This window comes from Olleya sp. HaHaR_3_96, from assembly GCF_019278545.1.
GTDB lineage: Bacteria > Bacteroidota > Bacteroidia > Flavobacteriales > Flavobacteriaceae > Olleya.
The window spans coordinates 3,267,606-3,290,996 of the sequence record NZ_CP058987.1 but is presented as its reverse complement, the minus strand read 5'-3'; the positions used below and the strand labels follow the sequence as shown (position 1 = coordinate 3,290,996).

Annotated in this window: 26 protein-coding genes; 15 read left to right on the top strand and 11 right to left on the bottom strand. The window is 32.2% G+C overall.

Translation table 11 applies throughout. From position 1 onward, the window contains the following. Nucleotide 1: 1 nt before the first annotated feature. The 7 genes from H0I26_RS14455 to H0I26_RS14425 all read right to left on the bottom strand — a co-directional run bounded on the left by H0I26_RS14455 (nt 2) and on the right by H0I26_RS14425 (nt 4,740). Nucleotides 2–481 carry a DUF4178 domain-containing protein gene (locus H0I26_RS14455; protein ID WP_218699708.1) on the bottom strand — a complete coding sequence of 160 codons (480 nt, stop codon included), beginning with the start codon at nt 479–481 and terminating at the stop codon, nt 2–4. Continuing rightward, nucleotides 481–1,281: an ion transporter gene (locus tag H0I26_RS14450; RefSeq protein ID WP_218699707.1), complete on the bottom strand. Its 801-nt coding sequence runs from the start codon at nt 1,279–1,281 to the stop codon at nt 481–483. The genes H0I26_RS14455 and H0I26_RS14450 overlap by 1 nt, the downstream gene beginning before the upstream one ends. A 3-nt stretch (nt 1,282–1,284) precedes the next feature. Next, a complete protein-coding gene (speD, locus tag H0I26_RS14445) occupies nt 1,285–1,647 on the bottom strand; it encodes an adenosylmethionine decarboxylase (protein ID WP_136584349.1) in 363 nt (120 codons plus the stop codon). Between the two features lie 101 nt (nt 1,648–1,748). Continuing rightward, on the bottom strand, nt 1,749–2,534 hold the full coding sequence (locus tag H0I26_RS14440; RefSeq protein WP_218699706.1) for a head GIN domain-containing protein: 786 nt from the start codon (nt 2,532–2,534) through the stop codon (nt 1,749–1,751). Nucleotides 2,535–2,562: 28 nt separating this feature from the next. Then, complete coding sequence (locus tag H0I26_RS14435; protein WP_218699705.1) at nt 2,563–3,645, bottom strand: hypothetical protein; 1,083 nt, start codon at nt 3,643–3,645, stop codon at nt 2,563–2,565. Continuing rightward, complete coding sequence (locus H0I26_RS14430) at nt 3,629–4,180, bottom strand: hypothetical protein (protein WP_218699704.1); 552 nt, start codon at nt 4,178–4,180, stop codon at nt 3,629–3,631. Before H0I26_RS14430 ends, H0I26_RS14435 begins: the two co-directional genes overlap by 17 nt. A 5-nt stretch (nt 4,181–4,185) precedes the next feature. Further along, the gene (locus H0I26_RS14425) at nt 4,186–4,740 is read right to left on the bottom strand and encodes an RNA polymerase sigma factor (RefSeq protein ID WP_101018853.1); all 555 of its coding nucleotides are present in this window, start codon (nt 4,738–4,740) and stop codon (nt 4,186–4,188) included. 294 nt (nt 4,741–5,034) lie between these two features. Here H0I26_RS14425 and lon point away from each other — a divergent pair, with 294 nt between their 5' ends. The 4 genes from lon (at nt 5,035) to H0I26_RS14405 (ending at nt 9,946) form a co-directional block, all read left to right on the top strand. Further along, nucleotides 5,035–7,482, top strand: coding sequence for an endopeptidase La (gene lon / locus H0I26_RS14420; protein ID WP_218699703.1), 2,448 nt, complete (start codon nt 5,035–5,037; stop codon nt 7,480–7,482). A gap of 657 nt (nt 7,483–8,139) precedes the next feature. After that, complete coding sequence (gene porQ, locus H0I26_RS14415) at nt 8,140–9,162, top strand: type IX secretion system protein PorQ (protein ID WP_218699702.1); 1,023 nt, start codon at nt 8,140–8,142, stop codon at nt 9,160–9,162. A gap of 75 nt (nt 9,163–9,237) precedes the next feature. Beyond that, the gene (locus H0I26_RS14410; RefSeq protein WP_218699701.1) at nt 9,238–9,726 is read left to right on the top strand and encodes a hypothetical protein; all 489 of its coding nucleotides are present in this window, start codon (nt 9,238–9,240) and stop codon (nt 9,724–9,726) included. After that, nucleotides 9,713–9,946: a hypothetical protein gene (locus H0I26_RS14405; RefSeq protein WP_218699700.1), complete on the top strand. Its 234-nt coding sequence runs from the start codon at nt 9,713–9,715 to the stop codon at nt 9,944–9,946. The genes H0I26_RS14410 and H0I26_RS14405 overlap by 14 nt, the downstream gene beginning before the upstream one ends. Nucleotides 9,947–9,991: 45 nt before the next feature. Here the strand turns inward: H0I26_RS14405 and H0I26_RS14400 are convergent, their stop codons facing one another. After that, entirely contained in the window at nt 9,992–10,564 is a 573-nt protein-coding gene (locus H0I26_RS14400; protein WP_218699699.1) for a GNAT family N-acetyltransferase, read from the bottom strand. A 43-nt stretch (nt 10,565–10,607) separates the two neighbouring features. Here H0I26_RS14400 and H0I26_RS14395 point away from each other — a divergent pair, with 43 nt between their 5' ends. The 5 genes from H0I26_RS14395 (at nt 10,608) to H0I26_RS14375 (ending at nt 15,312) form a co-directional block, all read left to right on the top strand. Next, on the top strand, nt 10,608–11,033 hold the full coding sequence (locus tag H0I26_RS14395) for a PaaI family thioesterase (protein ID WP_136584358.1): 426 nt from the start codon (nt 10,608–10,610) through the stop codon (nt 11,031–11,033). Beyond that, the gene (locus tag H0I26_RS14390) at nt 11,034–12,152 is read left to right on the top strand and encodes a chorismate-binding protein (RefSeq protein ID WP_317618198.1); all 1,119 of its coding nucleotides are present in this window, start codon (nt 11,034–11,036) and stop codon (nt 12,150–12,152) included. It abuts the gene before it with no gap. 42 nt (nt 12,153–12,194) lie between these two features. After that, complete coding sequence (gene menD, locus H0I26_RS14385) at nt 12,195–13,946, top strand: 2-succinyl-5-enolpyruvyl-6-hydroxy-3-cyclohexene-1-carboxylate synthase (RefSeq protein WP_218699698.1); 1,752 nt, start codon at nt 12,195–12,197, stop codon at nt 13,944–13,946. A gap of 123 nt (nt 13,947–14,069) precedes the next feature. Then, nucleotides 14,070–14,411 carry a DUF2853 family protein gene (locus H0I26_RS14380; RefSeq protein WP_101018846.1) on the top strand — a complete coding sequence of 114 codons (342 nt, stop codon included), beginning with the start codon at nt 14,070–14,072 and terminating at the stop codon, nt 14,409–14,411. A gap of 70 nt (nt 14,412–14,481) precedes the next feature. Then, on the top strand, nt 14,482–15,312 hold the full coding sequence (locus H0I26_RS14375; protein ID WP_101018845.1) for a S1 RNA-binding domain-containing protein: 831 nt from the start codon (nt 14,482–14,484) through the stop codon (nt 15,310–15,312). 130 nt (nt 15,313–15,442) lie between these two features. On the opposite strand, the gene H0I26_RS14370 is transcribed toward H0I26_RS14375, so the two are convergent. Together H0I26_RS14370 and H0I26_RS14365 are read right to left on the bottom strand one after the other, a co-directional pair. Continuing rightward, complete coding sequence (locus tag H0I26_RS14370; RefSeq protein ID WP_218699697.1) at nt 15,443–15,865, bottom strand: hypothetical protein; 423 nt, start codon at nt 15,863–15,865, stop codon at nt 15,443–15,445. 197 nt (nt 15,866–16,062) lie between these two features. Then, nucleotides 16,063–16,500 carry a hypothetical protein gene (locus H0I26_RS14365; RefSeq protein ID WP_218699696.1) on the bottom strand — a complete coding sequence of 146 codons (438 nt, stop codon included), beginning with the start codon at nt 16,498–16,500 and terminating at the stop codon, nt 16,063–16,065. 299 nt (nt 16,501–16,799) lie between these two features. Between H0I26_RS14365 and H0I26_RS14360 the strand changes: the two genes are divergently transcribed. The 3 genes from H0I26_RS14360 to H0I26_RS14350 are packed head-to-tail and all read left to right on the top strand — an operon-like array spanning nt 16,800 to nt 19,236. Beyond that, on the top strand, nt 16,800–17,639 hold the full coding sequence (locus tag H0I26_RS14360) for a 1,4-dihydroxy-2-naphthoyl-CoA synthase (RefSeq protein ID WP_101018841.1): 840 nt from the start codon (nt 16,800–16,802) through the stop codon (nt 17,637–17,639). Between the two features lie 3 nt (nt 17,640–17,642). Beyond that, nucleotides 17,643–18,545, top strand: coding sequence for a 1,4-dihydroxy-2-naphthoate octaprenyltransferase (gene menA / locus H0I26_RS14355; RefSeq protein ID WP_218699695.1), 903 nt, complete (start codon nt 17,643–17,645; stop codon nt 18,543–18,545). A gap of 13 nt (nt 18,546–18,558) precedes the next feature. Then, on the top strand, nt 18,559–19,236 hold the full coding sequence (locus H0I26_RS14350; protein WP_218699694.1) for a metal-dependent hydrolase: 678 nt from the start codon (nt 18,559–18,561) through the stop codon (nt 19,234–19,236). A 3-nt stretch (nt 19,237–19,239) separates the two neighbouring features. Here the strand turns inward: H0I26_RS14350 and H0I26_RS14345 are convergent, their stop codons facing one another. Next, nucleotides 19,240–20,031 (bottom strand): SDR family oxidoreductase, encoded by a 792-nt coding sequence (locus H0I26_RS14345; RefSeq protein ID WP_218699693.1) that lies wholly within the window; start codon nt 20,029–20,031, stop codon nt 19,240–19,242. Nucleotides 20,032–20,088: 57 nt separating this feature from the next. Between H0I26_RS14345 and H0I26_RS14340 the strand changes: the two genes are divergently transcribed. Genes H0I26_RS14340 through H0I26_RS14330 form a run of 3 tightly spaced genes read left to right on the top strand, consistent with a single transcriptional unit; the run spans nt 20,089 to nt 23,353 of the window. After that, nucleotides 20,089–21,123 (top strand): o-succinylbenzoate synthase, encoded by a 1,035-nt coding sequence (locus H0I26_RS14340; protein ID WP_218699692.1) that lies wholly within the window; start codon nt 20,089–20,091, stop codon nt 21,121–21,123. Between the two features lie 3 nt (nt 21,124–21,126). Then, entirely contained in the window at nt 21,127–22,290 is a 1,164-nt protein-coding gene (locus H0I26_RS14335) for a type II CAAX prenyl endopeptidase Rce1 family protein (RefSeq protein WP_256935135.1), read from the top strand. Between the two features lie 4 nt (nt 22,291–22,294). Next, nucleotides 22,295–23,353 carry an AMP-binding protein gene (locus H0I26_RS14330; RefSeq protein WP_218699691.1) on the top strand — a complete coding sequence of 353 codons (1,059 nt, stop codon included), beginning with the start codon at nt 22,295–22,297 and terminating at the stop codon, nt 23,351–23,353. The last annotated feature ends 38 nt before the right edge of the window (nt 23,354–23,391 follow it).

Below are 23,391 nucleotides of genomic sequence, written 5' to 3'. Positions count from 1 at the left end.
GTTATAAGGTGTTAATGTTGGTTATTTTTTTTGGTTTGATTTCTTTTCCGAAAAAAGACTCAATACTCCCGTCACTCCATCTTTCAATAGTAATACAATCGTTTTTATAATAAAATTGATAGCTCGTTAAGGTTTCGGTACTTGTAAAAGTAGTCATATTTCTGTAAGAGCCTGAATAGGTTTCCTCTAATTTGTAATCTTTACCTTCAAAATTAAAAAATGTATCTTCAATAATTTCATCTAAATCTATAGTACCTAAAGCTAAATCTTCACTATAAATAACTTCAAATTCACCACGATAAAATTCGACTTCTAAGTAGGCGCGTTGTGACCCATTTTCTATCGTGTATTCAACACTCATGTTTCCGGTGTCCCAGCTATATTCTCCAACTTCTATGATAGTCCAAGTGTTTTTAAATAAATTAAATGAAAAACCTACTTTTAATTTATTTAACGGGTGTTGTTTTTTATTTTCAAACATTAGTTATTGATTTCTTTATGACAATGTGGGCAAACACACTTTGTAGCTTGCTTTTGACTTCTAATTTCTTCGATGTATGCAGAGCTAATAATTCCTGTAGGTAAGGCTACAAAACCAATACCTAATAAGGCTATAAAAGCACTCATAATTTTACCAAGTCCTGTAATAGGATAAATATCTCCATATCCTACAGTTGTTAATGTGGCAACTGCCCACCAAAGTGCTTGTCCAATATTTTCAAAAGCTTCTGGTTGTGCTTTATTTTCTATATAAAACATTAATGTCGATGCTATTATTAGTAGTATAAACACTAAAATAGCAGAGACTAATATTTCATTTTTAGTTTTAACTATTACCGATCGTATAACGGCTAAACTCTTAAAATTTCTATTTAATTTTAAAACTCTTAATAGTCTAAATAAGCGTAATAATCTTATTATTCTTAAATCTAAGGAAACTATAAATGGCAAGTAAAAAGGTAATATAGACGCTAAATCTACAATTCCCATAAAGGAAAATATATATTTTAATCGTGCTCTGGTTGGAGAAAGTTCTGGTGAGATTAAATCGGATACCCAAACCCGTATGACATATTCAAAAGAAAAAACGATAATTGTAAAAAGCTCTAATACTGTAAAAAAGGCTTTATAACTTGTGTAAATCTCTTTATAAGATTCTAATATTATCGCTAATACATTAATTAGGATTAATATTGAAATGAAATAATCTAATAAGTCTTCGCCTTTAGCATTTCCTTTTTCATCATCAAAATACTTGGCTATTGATTTTTTTAAACTCATAGTTTACTTCATTTTGTTTAAGAAACCTCTTTGTGAAAATTGCTGTTCTACTTTATCAGATTCAAATTGCTCTTTGATCCATAAAATACCATCTTCAAGGTCATTAAATGTGCTACACGTAAAAAAATCTAATGCGACATAATTGTGTTCTGGCCAAGTATGAATGGCTATATGGCTTTCTTTTATTACAATAACACCGCTAATACCAATAGGGGAGAATTGGTGAATGGTTGTATTGACAATGTTTAGTTTCATTAATTTAGCGGCTTCCTCTAAAATCCGAGTTATGGACGCAACAGAATTAATGGTGTCTCTATTACAATTATAGTAGTCTACTGTAGTTTGATATCCTAAGCTTTTTTGCATGGCTCAAATATAATATTCTTAAACTAATAACTTTAAGACATAAAAAAGGATTTTACAAATACTTGTAAAATCCTTTCAATTTATTATTTTAAATAGAAAAACTAGTTACTAATATCTCCAGATCCTGTTACCTTTTTAGTCACTTTTTTAGGATTACCTTTATATTCGATATCTCCAGAACCAGTTACTTTTGCTTTTAAATTATCTTTAACATAAACAACAATTCCGCCAGACCCGGTAACTTTTGTTTCTGCATTATCTGCTTGTAAGCGTCCACCATGAAAATCTCCAGAACCAGTAACACTAGCCTCTAAGTTTTTGGTTTGTCCTGTTATTGTTAAATCTCCAGATCCAGTTATCGTAACATCAACGTTAATAGATTTTATATCTAAAGTCATGTCTCCAGATCCTGATATTTTAGTTTCAAAATTATTAGAATCTATAGTTGCATTAGAGGATACATTTCCGGACCCAGCAAGAGACACTTTGTCAATATCATCAAAAGGAATAGTGATTGTGATCGTTTTGCTTCCGCTTGGTTTTAAGTTGATATTGTTTTTGATTTTAATAAGTAAATTGTTGGACTCAACTTCTGTTATGATATAATCTAATAGGTTTTCTTCTCCTTCAATAGTAATTGTGCCTTCTGTACCTTTTACTAATTCAAAATTCATCCAACCGGCTAATCTAATAGTACCATAGTCCGAAGTAGACCTGGTGATAGTTGTAACGTTTCCATTTCCTTTAATTTTTTTTCCATTTCCCCATTGGGCATTACAAGAGGTAAATACAAGTAAAGCTAATGATAATACTAATGTTTGTTTTAATGTTTTAAGGACGCTACTCTTGTGGTTTACGTAGTTGTGATTTGTTGTTGAATAATTCATGATGATTGATTTTTGTGTTATTAATTGATTATTTATTCTCAAAAGACACGCTTCCGTATTCTGAGTTTATTTTTATTAAGTTTCCGGAATCCTTTTTATAATGAAAACCAGAATAGTATTTATCAGTGTTTTTTAGGCTTTTGGTTTCTATTTCAAAGTCGTCGTGCCCATTAAGTCCTCCATATTCTAAACTGATATCAAAATTGAAAGCATATTCAGGATCTATTCCTATTTTTATACCTACATAATCAGATTCAATATTTATATTTTTGGCATTTTTGGTCATTTTTCCTATTTTAATAGAGCCATAATCTGCATTTAAATTCACATTTTTATAAACGTCACCTAAAACAACAGTCAAATAGTTTCCGTTACCCGAAATACTGTTTAGTTTGTTTACACGTAAACTGCCATAGTCACAGTTGTAATTTATGTTCTCTGCTATTTCAATAAGAGATTTAGTGTAGTCTGCTGTGATATTTAAGTCTTTAGTTTTTGCTACAGTAAAACCGCTATAATCGGCATTTATTTTTCCACTTTTTATATATTCAAAATAACTATTATTGGTGTAATCAAAATAGATTACGTTATTATCCGCAAGTAGCTCTTTAGTGGTAATTTTACCGTAGTCACAATGGATTTCGGCATGACCTTCTAAGGTATCAATGGTAATATTTCCGTAGTCATTATTTAAATTGACATTATTAGTAATTGGTAATTTAACCACGTAATTAATTTTCATATTAACATTATCGTTGTCAGACCAATTCCACCAAGCATTTTTTTTCTTTTTGCCAATAACGGTTTCGGCAGATACAAAACTTGCGTTAGCAGAAAATTCGACATCTATCTCATTTGCTCTGTTAGCAACTTCATCTGCATCATTCCCATTAGTGGTTATAGTAACTTCAATAGTTATCGTGTTTCCTGTCCACGTAATAATATCTAAATTACCATACTTATTGGCTATTTTAAGTGTCGCATCATCGTTAACAGTATACTCCTTAGTGATTGTTTTCTTTTTGGTGTGTTTGCCATCCCAATTGCCGGTATTAGAAAATGCAAATAGCGGAAGCAGTAAGCAGAGGGTTAATTTATATAGTAGTTTCATAATTGTTTTGTTTTAATGTTTTGATCGCTTCAATTTGTAAAAGCGTGCTTTGCAGTAAATCTATTCTGTTTTGAAAGTTGGTAATCATCGCATAAATAACACGTTGGTCTTCGCCACTTTCTATTAAGTTTAATTTTAAATTTTTGTATTCTTTTTCTAATTGTCCTAATCGCAATAGGGCATCGTTTACAAGTTGCTCCGTTTCTGGGCTTTTTTCAGTATTCAGTTTCTTTAACTCAAACGTGATGGTGCTTGCAAAAAAACTTTGTGTTTCTGCTAGTTCTGGAGAGATACTTGCTAAATCCTTATCTGCAGTATCTGGCTTTAAATTAAAAGTAATGGTTAAAATTAAAGCAATAGAGGCGGCAACAGCAAGTAACGGTTTCCAATAACTAGATTTATTACTAGTCACTTTAAGGTCTGTTTTTGAAGCGTTTAATTTGTCCATAAAACGCTGTTGGTGTCCTAGTGCAGGAGTTTCAACATCAAATTGATGGTCTAAATTTTTAAATAACTGTTCTATAGTATCGTTCATAACAATTAGTTTAATTGTTCTAGTTTTTTTCTTAGACTGTCTTTAGCTCTAGAGACTGTTGTCCTGCAATTAGCATAACTGATGTCCATAATTTGACTGATTTCTTCATAATCATAACCTTCAATTAAATTTAAGGTTAAGGCAATTCTGTAATTAGATTTAAGCGTATGTAACGTGTCTAAAATTTGTTTTACTTTAACGGATGGCAATTCAGTTGTTGTATCTACGCCTTGTTGGTCTTCAATTTTATATAATACATCATCCAATGCAACATCCTCGTTTTTTTTATTCTTATTAAACGCATGTATGCTATTATTAACAACAATACGTTTAAGCCAAGCACTAAATGTGCTTATTTCTTTTAGTTTATTTAGCTTTGTAAATGCAGTCAAAAAGGACTCTTGCATAATATCTTCGGCTTCAAAACTATTGTTCACAATTCTAAATGAGGTATTGTACATCGCTTTGTAATATCTGTTGTAAATCTCCAATTGTGCTAATTGGTTACCAGATAAGCAAAGTGTTATAAGCTGCTCAATATTGTGTTTGGTTAGTGTCAAAAAATGGTTTGTTTTATATAAAGAGGAAAGTTAAAACACTTTGTTACAGTTTTTGAAAAAATAATTTAAATTTTATTAATTAGTATTGTATTGCTTTCAAGCGGGTAAGTACTCCTTTTGAAACAAGAAACTTAAAAAGTGGCACATTAATTGAATTTTTAGTACTGTAAATGAGTTATTATATATTGCTAGTGTTAAGTAAATCAGTATGATAGCTAAAAAAAATATTTTAATTTTAAAAAATTAATAGTCTAAATTGAGCCGTTAACGTGACATTATGACTTATATATATCTATGAAAAAATCTAACTTTATATCGCTTGACAGTTTGTCATTACAGGATTTTGATGAAAATTCAGAGTTAATACCTTTAATGACGCCTGAAGATGAAGAAAAAATTGCAAAAGAAGAATTACCAGAATCGTTACCAATTTTATCATTGCGAAATACCGTATTGTTTCCTGGTGTTGTAATACCTATTACAGCAGGACGTGATAAGTCTATCAAATTAATTAACGATGCTAATAAAGGCGAAAAAGTGATTGGAGTAGTCTCTCAAATAGATGAGGACGTTGAAGATCCAAAAGCTAAAGAGCTACACCAAGTCGGTACCGTTGCTAGAATTTTGAAAGTTTTAAAAATGCCTGATGGTAACACAACCGTTATCATACAAGGTAAAAAACGTTTTGAAATTGATACAGTAATTACAGAAGAACCTTATATTAAAGCTACAGTTAAGGAAGTGCCTCAAGCTACTCCTGCTAAGAAAAATAAAGAGTTTGCAGCAATAATAGATTCTATTAAAGAATTGGCTGTACAAATTATTAAGGACAGTCCAAATATTCCTACAGAAGCTACTTTTGCTATTAAAAACATTAAAAGTGATGCATTTCTAATCAATTTCGTGTCCTCAAACATGAATTTGTCTGTAGACGAAAAACAAGCACTTTTAGAAATTAACGATTTAAAAGAAAGAGCTTTAGAAACGTTGCGTTTTATGAATGTCGAATTCCAGAAATTGGAACTTAAAAACGATATTCAATCTAAAGTACAGAGTGATTTAAATCAACAACAACGCGAATATTTCTTAAATCAGCAATTAAAAACCATCCAAGAAGAATTAGGTGGTGGTAATGCCGAAGAAATCGAAGCGATGAAAAAACGTGCTAAGACTAAAAAATGGGACAAAAAAGTAAAAGAACATTTTGAAAAAGAATTAGCAAAAATACAACGTATGAATCCTCAGGTTGCCGAGTATTCTATACAACGTAATTATTTAGATTTATTTCTAGATTTACCTTGGGGTAAGTTTAGTAAAGATAAATTTGATTTAAAACGTGCCGAAAAAATATTAGATCGTGACCATTATGGTTTAGATGATGTTAAAAAAAGAATCATAGAACATTTAGCGGTTTTAAAACTGCGTAATGACATGAAGTCTCCAATCTTATGTTTATATGGACCTCCGGGAGTTGGTAAAACCTCTTTAGGGAAGTCTGTAGCAGAGGCTTTAGGACGTGAGTATGTGCGTATGAGTTTAGGTGGGTTGCGTGACGAAGCAGAAATACGTGGACACCGTAAAACTTATATTGGCGCAATGCCAGGACGTATATTACAAAGTCTTAAAAAAGCAGGAACGTCTAATCCTGTGTTTGTTTTAGATGAGATTGATAAGTTATCTAACTCTAATCAAGGCGATCCTTCTTCTGCGTTATTAGAAGTCTTGGATCCAGAACAGAATTCGGAGTTTCATGATAACTTCCTAGAAATGGGGTATGATTTATCTAAGGTTATGTTTATTGCAACTACTAATAGTTTAAATACAATTCAGCCAGCATTAAGAGATCGTATGGAGATTATCAATGTTACAGGGTATACTATTGAAGAAAAAGTAGAAATTGCCAAACGTCACTTATTACCTAAGCAATTAAAAGAGCATGGTTTAACGGACAAACATTTAAAAATTGCAAAACCACAATTAGAGAAAATTGTTGAAGGGTATACGCGTGAGTCTGGTGTCCGTGGTTTAGAAAAGCAAATTGCTAAAATGGTGCGTTATGCAGCAAAAAACATAGCAATGGAACAAGACTATAATATTAAAATATCTAACGAGGATATTATTGAGATTTTAGGAGGTCCAAAATTAGAACGTGACAAATACGAAAATAATAATGTAGCGGGAGTAGTTACCGGATTAGCTTGGACTAGAGTAGGAGGTGATATATTATTTATCGAATCTATTTTATCTAAAGGAAAAGGATCACTTAATATAACCGGAAACCTAGGTAAGGTGATGAAGGAGTCGTCTACTATAGCTATGGAGTATATTAAAGCGCATGCTGAAGAATTAGGTATAGATCCAGATGTTTTTGAAAAATATAATGTACACATTCACGTGCCAGAAGGTGCGACTCCAAAAGATGGACCAAGTGCGGGTGTGACGATGTTAACATCTTTAGTGTCATTATTTACACAGCGAAAAGTTAAAAAGAGCTTAGCAATGACCGGAGAAATTACACTTCGTGGGAAAGTTTTACCTGTCGGTGGAATAAAAGAAAAAATACTAGCTGCAAAACGTGCAAGAATAAAAGACATATTACTTTGTGAAGACAACAGAAGAGATATTGAAGACATTAAGCCAGAATATTTAACCGGACTTACATTTCATTATGTTTCGGACATGTTGGAGGTTATTGATATTGCTATTACTGATCAAAAAGTTAAAAACGCAAAAAAATTATAAGACGCTTAAATAAGAAATAGTCAAAATATGTTCTGTAATATTTAGATTAAGTTCAATATTTGTGTCAGATGAGACATTCTTAATATGAGGATTTGTCTCAAAAACAATTAAGTGCTAAGCTCAATTATTCTTTAATTTACTAAGGATAATTGAGCTTTTTTTGCATAAAAGTGTATGCTTTATTCAAGCGGGCTAATATGTATTTGGTAGGTATGCAGAAACGACTTTAGATGCGTAGAAAACAATATCAAGTGAGTGAGTTTGCAATACTATTTCTATTTATTAAGCACAAAAAGTGAAATTGTAGTCGGTATAACTAAAATTATGTTTTGTAATTCTGTTTTCTCAAGTAGTTCGATAATTTACTATTTTGGAGACGATAGTGCAATTATAACCTTGAGACTTATGCAATATGTATATGCTTTTTTTAAAAATAAATTATTGAAAACGAAAACGTTAAGTATTAAAGACTAATTGTAGTTAAGCGCTTGTTTTTAAATAAATTTAGCTAGGGTATATAAGATTACAGTTAGAAAAAGGACTCTGTTGACTAATTTAAATGCCAATATTTAAAAGTCAAAATAAAAGCTAAAATTGAAGTAAAAAATAAATTTACTTTATCTGCGTTTTAAAGTAGATTTATTTACTTTGCAAACGATGTTTAAAAACAAAATTGTCCCACTTTTAGTATTACTTTCTTGTACGTATAGCTACGCGCAATTGGGAGGGCAATCGACATATCAATTTTTAAATTTAGTATCATCACCGCGTCAAGCGGCATTAGGAGGTAAGGTTTTAACTAATATAGACTACGATGTCACGCAGGGTTTATATAATCCATCCGCTATTAATCAAGAAATGGATAATCAATTGGCCTTAAATTTTAGTAATTATTTAGGAGGTATCACATATGGTACAGCAGCCTATGCTTATACATGGGACAGGCATACACAAACCTTACACGCAGGAATGACCTATATTAATTATGGTGATTTTGATGGTTATGATGAAAACGGAGTGTCCACAGGTACATTTACAGGAACAGAAGCTGCGTTGTCCTTGGGATATGCATTACAAATTGGTTATTCGGACTTTTACTTTGGTAGTAATATTAAGTTTATTACCTCTACTTTAGAGCAGTATAGTTCTATTGGTATTGCGACAGACTTAGGGTTGATGTATGTTGATGACGATTTAGAGTTTCAAGCAGCATTGGTGGTCAGAAATCTAGGAACACAAATAACAACTTACGCTGGACAACGCGAAAGCTTACCCTTAGATATTACTTTAGGATTATCTCAAACATTAGAACATGTTCCAATACGTTGGCACCTAACATTTGAAAACTTACAACAATGGCCAATTGCAGTGTCCAATCCTGCTAGAGCAACTACAGATCTTGAAGGTAACCAAACAGAAGAAAAAATAGGCTTTTTAAACAATGTTATGCGACATACAATTCTTGGCGCAGAGCTATTTCCTGATAAAGGTTTTAATATAAGGTTAGGATATAACTTTAGACGTGCTGAAGAGTTACGTATTGTTGATCAACGTAATTTTTCTGGTTTATCAGTAGGATTTGGAATCAAAATAAATAAGCTGCGTTTTAGCTACACTCATGCTAAATATACAGCAGCAAGTAATGCTAGCTTCTTTGGGTTACATATTGATTTGCGGTAAGGTTAAAGCTTGTTTTTTTCGTTTAAAGACTACTCGTATTTAAAGTAATATGATTTTAATTTTAATTGTTTCCAAATGAAATATTTAGTAACTATAATTGCTTATTTGTGTTGTTTACATTCATTTGGACAAGATTTAAACGACCTTAAGATAAAATTGGATGTAATAGAGAATAGAATTGAATTCAAAATCGATTCAACAGGCTTGTCAAAATTAGTTTTGCCGTCTTTTTTATGTTCAGGAAGTAAATCGGATAAAGGGTGGCATGTACAGGATGTTAATAATGACGGCTTAAAAGATTTAATATATTCAGGGTATTGTCAACCGTATTTTCAGACCACTATATTTTTAAATAGTAACAATGGATTTAAAATAGTCTACGACTATCCAGGAGAGTCACTTTCAATAACAAAAACAGCAAAAGAAACGAAACTCATTATTATCAAAGATAATATGGGCTGTGATTATTATTCAAATTTGATAGAAGTATCTATAACTAACAACTCTAAAGTATCAAAACAGACACTAGCGTATCATTTTGATACAAAAAATGGAATGGACTAATACATTAGTATATAAATCCATATCAGGGATTTTAAGACGTTCTCCTGTTGTAGATGATACACAAAAAAAAGATGTCTGTACAGGCGAAGCAATTATTGGGAATCATATAGATCAATTGATGGACCAACAGGTTGTTGTACTACGTAAAAAAAAGGATTGGCTTTTGGTCATATTAGAAAAGAGTGAAGGGTATTCTATTGTAGGATGGATTAAGAAGTAAACACTGTATTAGTTAACTTGATTATAATACACGATACTATGGCTATTAAAATGCTCCAAAAATAGTAGTTTTTATAACAGTCCATTCGCTTTTTAAAATCCCATAACAACACGTATTACGTCTAAAACCATCATTCATAACCGTGTTTTGACGTAAAACACCTTCTAAAGTAGCACCTAGCTTTTCAACAGCCTTTTTTGATTTAACATTGCGTTCGTCAACTCTAAATTCTACTTTTTCAAACTTTAAGGTTTCAAAAGCATAACTCAGCATTAAAAATTTTACATGACTATTCAGGCCTGTGCCTTGAAAATCATGCCCTATCCAGGTCCAACCAATATGTAAGACTTTGTTTTTGTTGTGTATTAAACCAAAACGGGTACTTCCAGCATAGGCTTGTTTCTCCTTATCAAAAATAATAAAAGGTAAGGTGGTGTTATGGTAAAAACCGTCTACAGCGGTTTGCACATAAGATTTAAGTTTGTCAGGGGTAGAGATATCGTTTGGAGAATAGTAAATTAAATGGTGTTCCGCAGCAATTTCAGTTAAGTGTTTATAATTACTTAAGTCTAAAGGGATTAATTTTACCCGATGGTTTTCAAGTGTAGGAGCTGTCATTTTTGCGCTATGTTTTGTATTTTTACATTAAAATTAAAGATACATGAAGTATTCTAAAGAACAAGTGTTGGCTATAGCAAATAAAGCTAGTAAAAACACGTTAATGGAAACCTTAGAAATTGAGGTTGTAGATTATGGAGCGGATTTTTTAGTCTCGAGGATGCCTGTGACTCCTCGCGTACATCAACCTGATGGCGTATTACATGGCGGAGCAACAGCTGCTTTGGCAGAAAGTGTTGGTAGTTTTGCATCGCATATATTTTTAGATTCTGAAAACTTAATGATTAGAGGATTAGAGATAACGGCTAATCACTTAAAAAGCATCAGCTCGGGATATATCTATGCTAAAGCTACATTTTTACATAAAGGACGTACCACGCAATTGTTAGATATTAGAGTAACGGATGAAGCGGATAATTTAATTTCGATCTGTAAATTGTCGACTATTTCTTTACCAAAAAAGAAATAAATGATGACTTCTAAAGCTTTTTTTGAACAACTATCTACTCATTTTACAAAGGCGTTACCTTTTGTGGCGTACAGTAAACCGAACGAAGGCTCGGTAAAAGCATTACTTCAAAATAGTAATCAGCTTCATTATACCAAAAAATTTGAAGCTCGTGGTTTTGTGTTTTCACCATTTAAAAATGAAAATAATACAGTATTCTTTCCTTTAGTTGAAAGCGAAACTATGGACTGCTTGTTTGATAATTCCTTAGACGATCATAATAGCAGTAAAAGTTCAATAATAGATGCTACAGCAAAAGCAAAACATATACAGTTAGTAGAGCAAGCAATTTCCGAGATTGAGAACGGAAGTTTTAAAAAAGTTGTCATCTCTAGGGTTGAAACCGAAAATTTTTCAAAGTCCAACACCCTTTTATTATTCAAAAAACTTTTAGCGACCTATAAAACAGCAATGGTATATTGTTGGTACCATCCACAAGTCGGGTTATGGTTAGGAGCCACTCCAGAAACGTTATTAAAAGTTGAAGGGAGTCGATTTTTAACCATGTCTCTAGCAGGTACACAACAGTATAAAAACACAGTTGATGTCCATTGGGAATCTAAAGAGCAAGATGAACAGCAATTAGTGACAGACTTTATAGTTGGTAGCCTAGAGTCGTCAGTAAGGAGTCTTAATATAGGAAAAACCGAAACGATTAAAGCCGGAAATTTATTGCATTTGCAAACCAAAATTTCTGGACTTTTAAAACCTGAAAACGGATTACAGTCTGTTATTGAAAAGCTGCATCCAACACCAGCAGTTTGTGGTTTGCCAAAAGAGGAGGCCAAGCAGTTTATAGTAAATAATGAAGGGTATGATCGCGAATATTATACTGGGTTTTTAGGCGAGATTAATAGTATACAGTCAAAAACAAGAAATATCAATCGTCGCAATGTCGAGAATAACGCCTATGGTTCCGTTAAAACAATTTCGCACTTATTTGTGAATTTAAGATGTCTTCAAATTAAGGATGACCAAGCATTACTTTATGTTGGAGGCGGCATTACTAAAGATTCTATACCTGAAAATGAATGGGAGGAAACCGTTGCTAAAACCAAGACTGTTAAAAACCTCTTATAATCGTTTAATTTAGGATTAGGGTTTCGTATTTTTGTGCTACACATGAAACACCCTAAAATACCCCTAGCTCAAACCGTTATTCAGCTTTGTAAAGCTAAGAATATTCAGCACATTGTATTATCTCCAGGAAGCAGAAACGCGCCGTTAACCATTGGATTTACCCATGATCCATTTTTTAAATGTTATAGTATTGTCGACGAACGTTGTGCGGCTTTTTTCGCTTTAGGAATCGCCCAGCAAATTAAACATCCCGTGGCAGTTATTTGTACGTCTGGTAGTGCACTGTTAAACTATTATCCAGCTGTTTCAGAAGCGTATTATAGTCATATTCCTTTAGTGGTATTAAGCGCTGATAGACCTAAATATATGGTCGGAATAGGAGATGGGCAAACTATAAATCAAGAGGATGTTTATCATAATCATATTCAATATTCGGCTAATTTAAAGCAAGACTTAAATCTTGAAACGGAAAACGCTTTTGCGGAAGACTTGCCGATCATGAAAAGTATTGAAAATAAAATTGAACACTATTTAGGATTGCAACAAGGTATACAGCAACACAATGAAACCGAAATTAATAAGGCTTTTAATATTGCTATTGCTACACAAGGACCGGTTCATGTCAATATCCCTTTTAACGAACCCTTATATCAAATGGTAGACAAACTTACGGTAGACCCTGAAGTCATTCCAATGGCGGATACTAATGCTGTTGAGGACGATTTTAACGATTTCGCTGAAATTTGGAATAACTCAAAATGCAAGTTGATACTAGTAGGTGTATTGGCTCCTAATAGTATAGAACAGCAGTATTTGGATGTTTTAGCAGAAGATGAAAGTGTTTTGGTGTTGACTGAAAGCACATCAAATTTATATCATGACAAATTTTGTCCAAGTATAGATAAATTGATAGGGGCATTATCTGAGACAGAATTAGAAGCATTACAACCAGACATATTATTAACATTTGGGGGACTAATCGTGTCTAAAAAAATAAAGAAATTTTTAAGAACGCATAAACCAAAGCAACATTGGCATGTTGCAGAACAAGGAGCAAATGATACTTTTTTTGTGTTAAATAAAGTGTTTAAACAATCTATAAATTCCTTTTTCACTTCATTTTTGCCCTTAACAAAAGCTATTAAAAGTGCGTATAATCCTTTTTGGGACGCACAAATGAATATTAGAAGAGATAAACACGCGGCGTATATGTCTATAATTCCGTTTTCGGATTTTAAAGCATTTGATATCTTTTTAAATAGTATTCCAAACCAGTCGCAATTACAAGTAGGTAATAGCTCTGCAATACGCTACACACAGTTATTTGATATCAATCCGACCTTAGAGGTGTTTTGTAACAGAGGAACTAGCGGTATTGATGGCAGTACAAGTACAGCAATAGGTGCAGCAATAGTAAATGCAAAACCAACAGTGCTTATAACAGGAGATTTAAGTTTTTTCTATGACAGTAATGCGTTATGGAATAATTATATCCCTAAAAACTTTAGAATTATAGTTGTTAATAATGAAGGTGGAGGGATTTTTAGAATTTTACCTGGACATAAAAACACTGATAATTTTGATTACTTTTTTGAAACTAAACATCACCTGTCAGCAAAACAGCTTTGTTATATGTATGGGTTTAATTATAGTCATGCATCTTCTGAAGACGAGTTAGTGGTTGTTTTAAATGATTTTTATGACGTTTCAGAATCGCCAAAGCTTTTAGAAATTTTTACTCCTGCAAGAGATAATGATGCTATTTTATTAGATTACTTTAAATATGTGCGATAGTTTTGTCGGATAAATTGTACGTTAAGCGTAATTTTTATTATATTTATTTGGTGATAAAAAAGTGAGTAAGAAAATTTGTATCTTTAATTAGCTAAAAATTATTAATTTAAATTAAAAAAAATTATGAGTAAACGTGATGACTTAATCGTAAAATATGCAGCAGATTTAAAGGATAAATGTGGAGTAACTCCTGACATGGATTTTTTAACTAAAGTTACAATTGGTTGTGGACCATCTATATATAATAAAGATGCAGCGACAGTATCAGGTTCTGACGATTCAGAATTAGCTACTGTGAAAAATAATTTTTTAATTAAAAAATTAGGTTTAGCTGATAGTGCAGATTTAGATAAAGCTATAGATTCTGTAATTGAAACTTACGGAAGATCAAATAAAAATAAATACAGAGCAGTTGTGTATTATTTATTAGCAAAACACTTTAAAAAAGAAGCTATTTACAAATAGAATAAAAAAAAATATATAAAAAAAGCGTTACAGTTCTGTAACGCTTTTTTTATATGCTTACATTTGCAAAATGATACGAATAGGAGAATTTAATACACTCGAAATTTTAAGAGACACAGAACCTGGATTATTTTTAGGTGATGCAGATGGTAATGAAGTTTTATTACCTAACAGATATGTTCCAGAACAATTTGAGATTGGTGATGAATTAGAGGTGTTTGTTTATTTAGATAATGACGAACGTATTATCGCAACAACTACAGAGCCGTTTATAATTAATGGAGAGTTTGCAGTATTACGTTGTAACGAAGTGTCTAAATTTGGAGCTTTTTTAGACTTTGGATTGGTAAAAGAATTATTTTGCCCATTTAAAGAACAAGCATTTCCAATGAAAAAAGGAGGATGGTATTTAGTGCGTTGTTATTTAGATGATGTAACGGAGCGTTTAGTTGCTTCTAGTAAAACCAATCAATTTTTAGATAATAAAGAATTAACTGTTGCACAATTTGACCAAGTAGATATTATTGTGTCGCATCCAAGTGATTTAGGGATGAATGTTATTGTAAATAATATACATACAGGATTGATTTATAAGGACAGCATTTTTCAAGACTTAAGTGTTGGAGATAAGTTAAAAGGTATTATTAAAAAGGTAAGACCAGGAAATAAGTTAGATATCGGTTTAGGAGAAATAGGATATAGAAATATCGAACCTAATGCAGATAAAATCATGCAAGAATTAACGGATAACAATGGGTTTTTACCTGTAACTGATAAGTCTAGTCCAGAGAAAATTAAGGACCTTTTACAAATGAGTAAAAAAACATTTAAAAAGGCCATCGGTACACTTTACAAGCAAAAGCTAGTAGAATTAAAAGAGGATGGGATTTATCTAAAATAAATTTTATTAAAGTAATACCATAGATTTTAAATCGATAAAAGATAGGAAAGTAGTGTAACTCAGGTTGTACTACTTTTTTTTGGTATAATGATTAAGTAATAATGGTTTTAATTTGTTTTTGGTAATACCGTTAACAAGCAAGATTAGCTTTTGTTTTGTTTACATTTTTCGCGTAGTCAATAGCATTATATAAATTGTCAAAACGATTAATTTCTATCTTTAAAAATAGTTTTTCCATTAAAGCGTTAAACCAGCTGTTCTCGCTTCTTGTCACTACAGAATAACCATTTAGTTGATTATCATTATAAAATTTTAACCAATCAGAAGGTTTTACAGAATAATTGTTGACACGGTTAGAGATGTAATATATGTTTTTTGTAGGCCCGTAAAATTTTCTTATTTCTTCCACAACATATTGTGCTTCCTCCCATGTGTAGGTCACATTTTCATTAATTTCTGAAATGACAATGCCGTCTAAGAAATAGAAATTACCACTACTTGTAATGTGTATGTCTTTAATTTGGTTTGCAATGCTTGAGTTGATTATATTCATAAGGTTAATAGCTTTAAAGCTAAATTAATAAATGTGGTACCTTTTTAAGATTCTGAATTCCTTTTTATAGTAGTTATCGATAAAAGATAAATATTATCGCTAAAAAACCAAAAAGCTACCCAAAAGAGGTTAGTACTCTTTTTTTAGATAGCTAGGGTTAAGTGACTTAAATAAAGACACTTATTTGAATAGGTAGTTTAATTTACACTATCAATTAGGCTTGTTTTATTTAAAATGTAATTGTTCATTTTAATATAGGCTTCGTTTAAATTTTGGAAACTATAAACGGGCATTTCACAGAATTTTTTTTCAATATTAATACTCAAATGTTGAAATGCAGAATATCCGATAATACCATAATAAGCCAAATTCGGAAAAAAATTATTGTATTTTTTATAATCTAAAACTTCAATAGAGTATTGGTTTATTCTATTAGATAAATAGCCAAAAGGCTTATTCTTTGTTTCGTAAAAAGCATAAATAACCTCAAAGCAATTTTTAGAGGTTTCTGCTGTAACATGCATGCCTTCGTTAATTTGAACTACAACTAAATTTTCAAAAAAGAATAAGTCGGCCAAAGGAAGGCTTAAGGTTTGTTTTATATGCTTGTAAATAGGAGAATTTAAAATATTCATTTTTAAGGGATTAATTAAATGTTAGACAAAGATAGCATGTGTTTTTGATGTTCGTATTAAAATTAGATGAATATCTAATCAAATCGATAAACGGTATATAATATAGCTTAAAAGTTGTTTTTAAATGAAGTTGTATATCGTTTTGTCATTGTTTTTCAATGGTTTATTGTATTTAAATATTTGTAAGTATTTTACTTGAGTAGAGATAAATGAAAGTCATTCGATAAATGGAAAAGTAATTATTAGAGTACAATACATTAATTATGTATTTTTATAACTTCAATATTTAATGATATTTTATGGAGGTTATAGATTGGCAAAAGGCCAAAGATTATGAAGATATTACATATAGTAAATGTAATGGTGTTGCACGTATAGCATTTAATAGACCAAATGTTAGAAATGCCTTTAGGCCTAAAACAACTAAGGAGTTATATGATGCTTTTTATGATGCGGGAGAGGACACGTCTATAGGTGTGGTATTATTATCTGCTGAAGGTCCATCCACTAAAGATGGGATTTATAGTTTTTGCTCTGGAGGAGATCAAAAAGCAAGAGGACACCAAGGTTATGTCGGAGAGGATGGTTATCATAGATTAAATATATTAGAAGTACAGCGTTTAATTAGGTTTATGCCTAAAGCCGTTATAGCAGTTGTTCCAGGATGGGCTGTTGGAGGTGGACATAGTTTACATGTCGTTTGCGATTTAACTTTAGCTAGTAAAGAGCATGCTATTTTTAAGCAAACGGATGCTGATGTCACTAGTTTTGATGGTGGTTATGGATCAGCTTACTTAGCTAAAATGGTAGGTCAAAAAAGAGCTAGAGAAATCTTTTTCTTAGGAAGAAATTACTCTGCACAGGAAGCTTATGATATGGGAATGGTCAATGCTGTGATACCTCATGACGAGTTAGAAACGACTGCTTACCAATGGGCACAAGAGATTTTAGAGAAATCGCCAACGTCTATTAAAATGTTGAAATTCGCTATGAATTTAACAGACGATGGCATGGTTGGACAGCAAGTATTTGCTGGAGAAGCGACACGATTGGCTTATATGACAGACGAAGCTAAAGAAGGGAGAGATGCGTTTTTAGAAAAACGTAAACCTAACTTTCCAAAACAATGGATTCCATAATATATGAAGAACCTTACCAAATGGTTGTCGGCAATGCGCTTACGTACATTGCCATTATCTATTTCTGGAATTATAGTGGCCGCTTGTTTAGCTAAATATAATGGTGTTTTTGATAGTGTAATACTAGTGTTTTCTATTTTAACAACACTTAGTTATCAAATACTATCAAATTTAGCTAACGATTATGGAGACGGTGTAAAAGGGACGGATAACGACCAACGCATTGGACCTGTCCGTGCCTTACAATCTGGTGCTATTACGCACCAAGACATGTATAAAGCCATTAGAATAAATGTAATTATTAGTGTTTTACTGACAGCTATATTGATTTATGTCTCTTTTAAAGCCGAGTATTTGTGGTTAGCGCTTTTGTTTTTTGTGTTAGCAGGGATCTCTATTTATGCAGCTATAAAATATACCGTTGGAAACAATGCGTATGGTTATAAAGGTAAGGGGGATATTTTTGTATTTGTTTTTTTTGGTTTAGTAAGTGTTTTAGGATGCTATGTCTTATTTGCAAAACAGATAGATTTTATTGTCATTTTACCTGCAGTAGCTATAGGATTATTAAGTACAGCGGTACTTAACCTGAATAACATGAGGGATATTGTATCTGATGTAACAGCAAACAAAATAACATTGGCTGTGAAATTAGGGGCTGAAAAGGCTAAAAAATATCATTATTTTTTAATAATTACAGCTATCGTATTATCGGTTTTATTTGGTGTTATTTACTATAAATCACCTTTAAATCTGATTTACTTTATAGCCTATATTCCTTTAATATTGCATTTAAAAAAGGTCAAATCGGTTACTAATCCTAAGGATTTTGATCCAGAATTAAAAAAGTTAGCATTAACCACAGTATTGTTAAGTTTACTATTAGGTATCGGACATTTACTGTAATAAATACATTACCATGAAAATCACTTTTTACGGTCACGCCTGTTTAGGTATTCAAATAGAGGATACGCATATTTTAGTAGATCCATTTATTTCAGGAAACCCAAAAGCTGCTCATATCGATATTAATACCATCAAAGCAGATTATATATTGTTGACGCATGCACATCAAGATCATATTTTGGATGTGGAAGCAATCGCAAAACGCACCGATGCGGTTATTGTTTCTAATTTTGAAATTGTAACTCATTTTCAGAATTTAGGTTTTGAAGGTCACCCAATGAATCACGGTGGGACTTGGGATTTTGACTTTGGAAGTTTAAAATATGTCAATGCTATCCATACATCATCTTTCCCGGATGGGAGTTATGGTGGGCAACCTGGGGGTTTTGTTCTTGAAGGTGAACATAAAAATATTTATATAGCAGGAGATACAGCGCTAACTTTTGATATGAAGTTGATCCCAATGCAAACCAAATTGGATTTAGCTATTTTGCCTATAGGAGACAATTTTACAATGGGAATTAATGATGCAATCATTGCTAGTGACTTTGTGGGGTGCGATAAAATATTAGGATATCATTTTGATACGTTTGGTTATATCGAAATTGATCATGAAGCAGCTAAACGTAAGTTTTTTGAAAAAGACAAAGACTTAATGCTATTAGGAATAGGAGAGAGTTTAGAACTGTAATAATTATCTAACCTGGCTTTTCATTACTTTACGATGTAAAAGTTTAGGAAAGAAGCGTTTTAAATACACGCCCAAAATTTCCCTTTTTCCAATATAGGCTTCAAATTTTTCTTTTTGAATAGCTTGTAACATGCGGTCACAAAACTCGGCAATAGATAAACCATTTTCTGTTGCCTGATCTTGACTATTTTGTAAACTACCATCACCAATTAGTGCGTTTTTAGCAATATTTGTATTTACAAATCCAGGACAAATAAGTGTTACGCTTATATTGTCTTTTTCATGTTCCATACGTAGCGCATCAAAAAAACCGTGTAAAGCATGTTTTGCTCCGCAATAACCTGAACGGTAGGGCGAACTAAATTTACCCATCAAACTAGTAATAACTGCGTAATGTCCAATGTTGTTTTTTATAAAATGAGGTAATAAGGCTTTACTTAAAGCTACGGTCCCTAAGTAATCCACTTCCATTAATTTTTTATCTACGCTAATAGCTGTGTCTATTATTAATGAGCGCTGACTAATACCTCCATTATTAATTAAAAGATCAATTTTACCAAAGTGTTTTATAGCTTGTGTTACAACGGGTTTCATGTGGTCGTAATCTGCCAAATCAAAGGGTAATACCGCTACATTATCAGGGTTTGGGCAAGCTTGTTTTATTTGGTTTAAAGTGGTTTCATTCCTTGAAGAAATTATTAATTGACACTCTAATTTAGACAAGGCTAATACTAATCCTTTTCCAATTCCGCTAGAAGCGCCAGTAATCCAAACTACTTTATTTTTAAACGTCATGTAATCGTTGATTTTTAGGTGAATTTACAAAAATATTTAAGTATTTTTGATTTCATTATGAAAGCAACCTATCGCAAACATATTTTAGAATTTAAAAGACCTAGTGGTACCTCGCGTGGTATTTTAAAAACTAAGGAAACTTGGTTTTTAATTATCGAACATGATGGTAAACGTGGTATTGGAGAATGTGGTGTTTTAAGAGGCTTGAGCGTAGATGATCGCCCTGATTACGAAACGCAATTACAAGATACATGTAAAGAAATTGAAAAAGGATTACCGTATTTGTATGCTAAAAATGGAGAATTTCCAAGTATTCAAATAGGATTAGAAATGGCTTTTAAAAGTTTAGAGAGTCAAGATCCTTTTGTTTTATTTCCTTCTGAATTTACTGCTGGCAGAGCTTCAATAGCTATTAATGGTTTGATATGGATGGGCGATCAGGCTTTTATGAAACAACAGATTGAAGATAAAATAGCGTCGGGATTTAGTTGCATAAAATTAAAAATCGGAGCCATAGATTTTCAAACGGAGCTAGATATTTTAAAGGGTATCAGGCGTAATTTCAGCGAAAGCGATATAGAACTACGTGTGGATGCTAATGGTGCGTTTAAACCTTCTGAAGCTTTAGAAAAACTAAAACAGTTATCAGATTTTAATTTACACTCTATTGAACAACCAATTAAAGCAGGTCAATTTACAGACATGGCGAAACTTTGTGAGCAAACGCCTTTGGACATTGCTTTAGACGAAGAGTTGATTGGTGTCTTTGATGATGTTAAGAAGTTGGATTTACTACAGGCTATCAATCCGCAGTACATTATTTTGAAACCTAGTTTTATTGGCGGGTTTAAAGGGAGTGATACTTGGATTAACTTGGCTGAAAAACAAAATATAGGGTGGTGGATTACCAGTGCTTTAGAGAGTAATGTCGGGCTTAATGCTATTGCACAATATACGTACACAAAAAACAGTGATTTACCACAAGGTTTAGGGACAGGAAGCCTTTTTACTAATAATATTACAGCGCCTTTACAAGTAGAAAAAGGGACATTACAATACGATACAAATACTAATTGGGACTTTAAATTTTAGATTATGGATTTTATAAAACAAGCATTTACTGTTAAGCATGAATTTTGGCGTTACCTAGTGGGGTCTTTAATTATTGCTGTTTTTGCAATGCTTGGACAAATACCGTTTACTATTGCGGCAATAGTGAAACATATTGGAAATGGCGGTTCTGCTTATGATATAGATGAGTCTAAATTAATGACCATTTTAGAACCAAATTTAAACTTGTTTTTATTATTACTCTCTTTTGCTTTTGGTTTTGTAGGGTTGATTATTGTTGTTAAAAATTTGCACAAACAGTCTTTGTTATCTGTTACTACAGCTAGGCCTAAAATAGATTGGAAGCGTGTAATGTTTTCTTTTTTGTTTTGGGGTGTAATATCTTCAGGAATGGTACTTATTGATTATTATGGTTCGCCAGAGAATTATGTGTGGAATTTTGAGCTAAACCGTTTTCTGATTTTAGTGGTAATCGCAGTGTTATTAGTACCAATACAAACAAGTTTAGAAGAGTATATTTTTCGAGGGTATTTAATGCAAGGTTTTGGAACGGTAACAACTAGTAAGCAGTTCCCTTTTGGATTTATTTTTACAATATTATCTATTCCTATATGTTCTCAAATTATTATGATTAATAATTTTAATGCAGAGGAAGGATTAGGATTGGCTGCGATTGTCATTGGAGTGGGCGCATTGATTTTTGAATTTTTAAAAAAGAGAAATGTTTTTGAGTCTGAATTGAATGAAAAGTTAGTGGTATCTTTAAGAAGAAAATGGGTGCCATTATTGATTACCTCAGTGATTTTTGGAGGGATGCATGTTTTTAATCCAGAAGTTGGTAAATTAGGGTATGGTGTCATGGTGTACTACATTGGAACAGGATTATTTCTAGGTGTTTTAACATTAATGGATGATGGAATGGAGTTATCTCTAGGATTTCATGCTGCCAATAATCTGTTTGGAGCCTTATTGGTTACTGCAGATTGGACGGTTTTACAAACACACTCGGTTTTTAAAGATATATCAGAGCCTGAAGCAGGTTTTGGAGATATTATTATCCCTGTATTTGTTGTATTCCCTATATTGTTATTCATTTTTGCTAAAGTTTATAAATGGACCAATTGGAAAGAAAAATTATTTGGAAATATAGAAGCACCAGTGATTGATGATAATTCAACTTTAGACTAAAGATATGACTCCTAGCTATAATAAAGTACACAACAGATTTAAGTTAAATGGTATTCATTTTTCTTTTGAAGACTTAAAAGAGGTCGCTTACAGCTTTATTAAAGAAGGCGAATTGTTTGAACAGGAGATAGGGGCGTTTTTATCTGATTGGATCGATCATAACGATTTTATAATGGTTAAAACTTCAGGGTCAACCGGTCATCCAAAAACGATTAAGCTACAAAAACAAGCCATGGTTAATTCCGCTATTGCTACAGGTGATTTTTTTAAATTAGTGCCAGGGAATTCGGCTTTATTATGCTTGCCAGCAACATATATTGCAGGAAAAATGATGTTAGTGCGTGCTATAGTTTTAGGATTAGAGATAGAGAGTGTAGAGCCCACAACAAATCCCATTTTTAATACAAAAAAACAGTACGATTTTTGTGCAATGATTCCGGCGCAAGCCGAAAAAGCGATGCAGAAACTTAACAATATAAACACACTTATTGTTGGAGGAGCTCAAGTATCATCACGGCTAAAACAACAATTTCAAAAGGTGACAACTAACGTTTATGAAACGTATGGTATGACCGAAACAATAACACATATTGCAGTCAAACAAATCAATGGTAAAGTGACAAGTTATTTTACGACTTTACCAAATATTGTTATTAGTCAAAACACAAAAGAGTGTTTGGTTATTGATGCACCACAATTAACAGTAGATCAGATCATCACTAATGATGTGGTTAAGTTGCATTCTAAAACAACCTTTGAATGGTTAGGACGTGTTGATAATGTTATTAATTCTGGAGGTGTAAAATTATTTCCGGAGCAAATTGAGGCTAAACTTCAATCTAAAATGGGCTCTCGTTTTTTTATCAGTTCTGAAGCCGATCCCACTTTTGGAGAGGTCGTTATACTGATTATTGAAGCAGATAAAGATACTTTAAATGCTAACGTATTTTCGGATTTAAATGCGATTGAAACGCCTAAACAGGTGTATGCTATTTCCGCTTTCGCTGAAACGACTTCAGGCAAGGTCAATCGAACTGAAACTTTAAAAAGTCTCAAAAAGTAACGTTGCCTAATTCATAATAGCACTTTACTCAATATTGG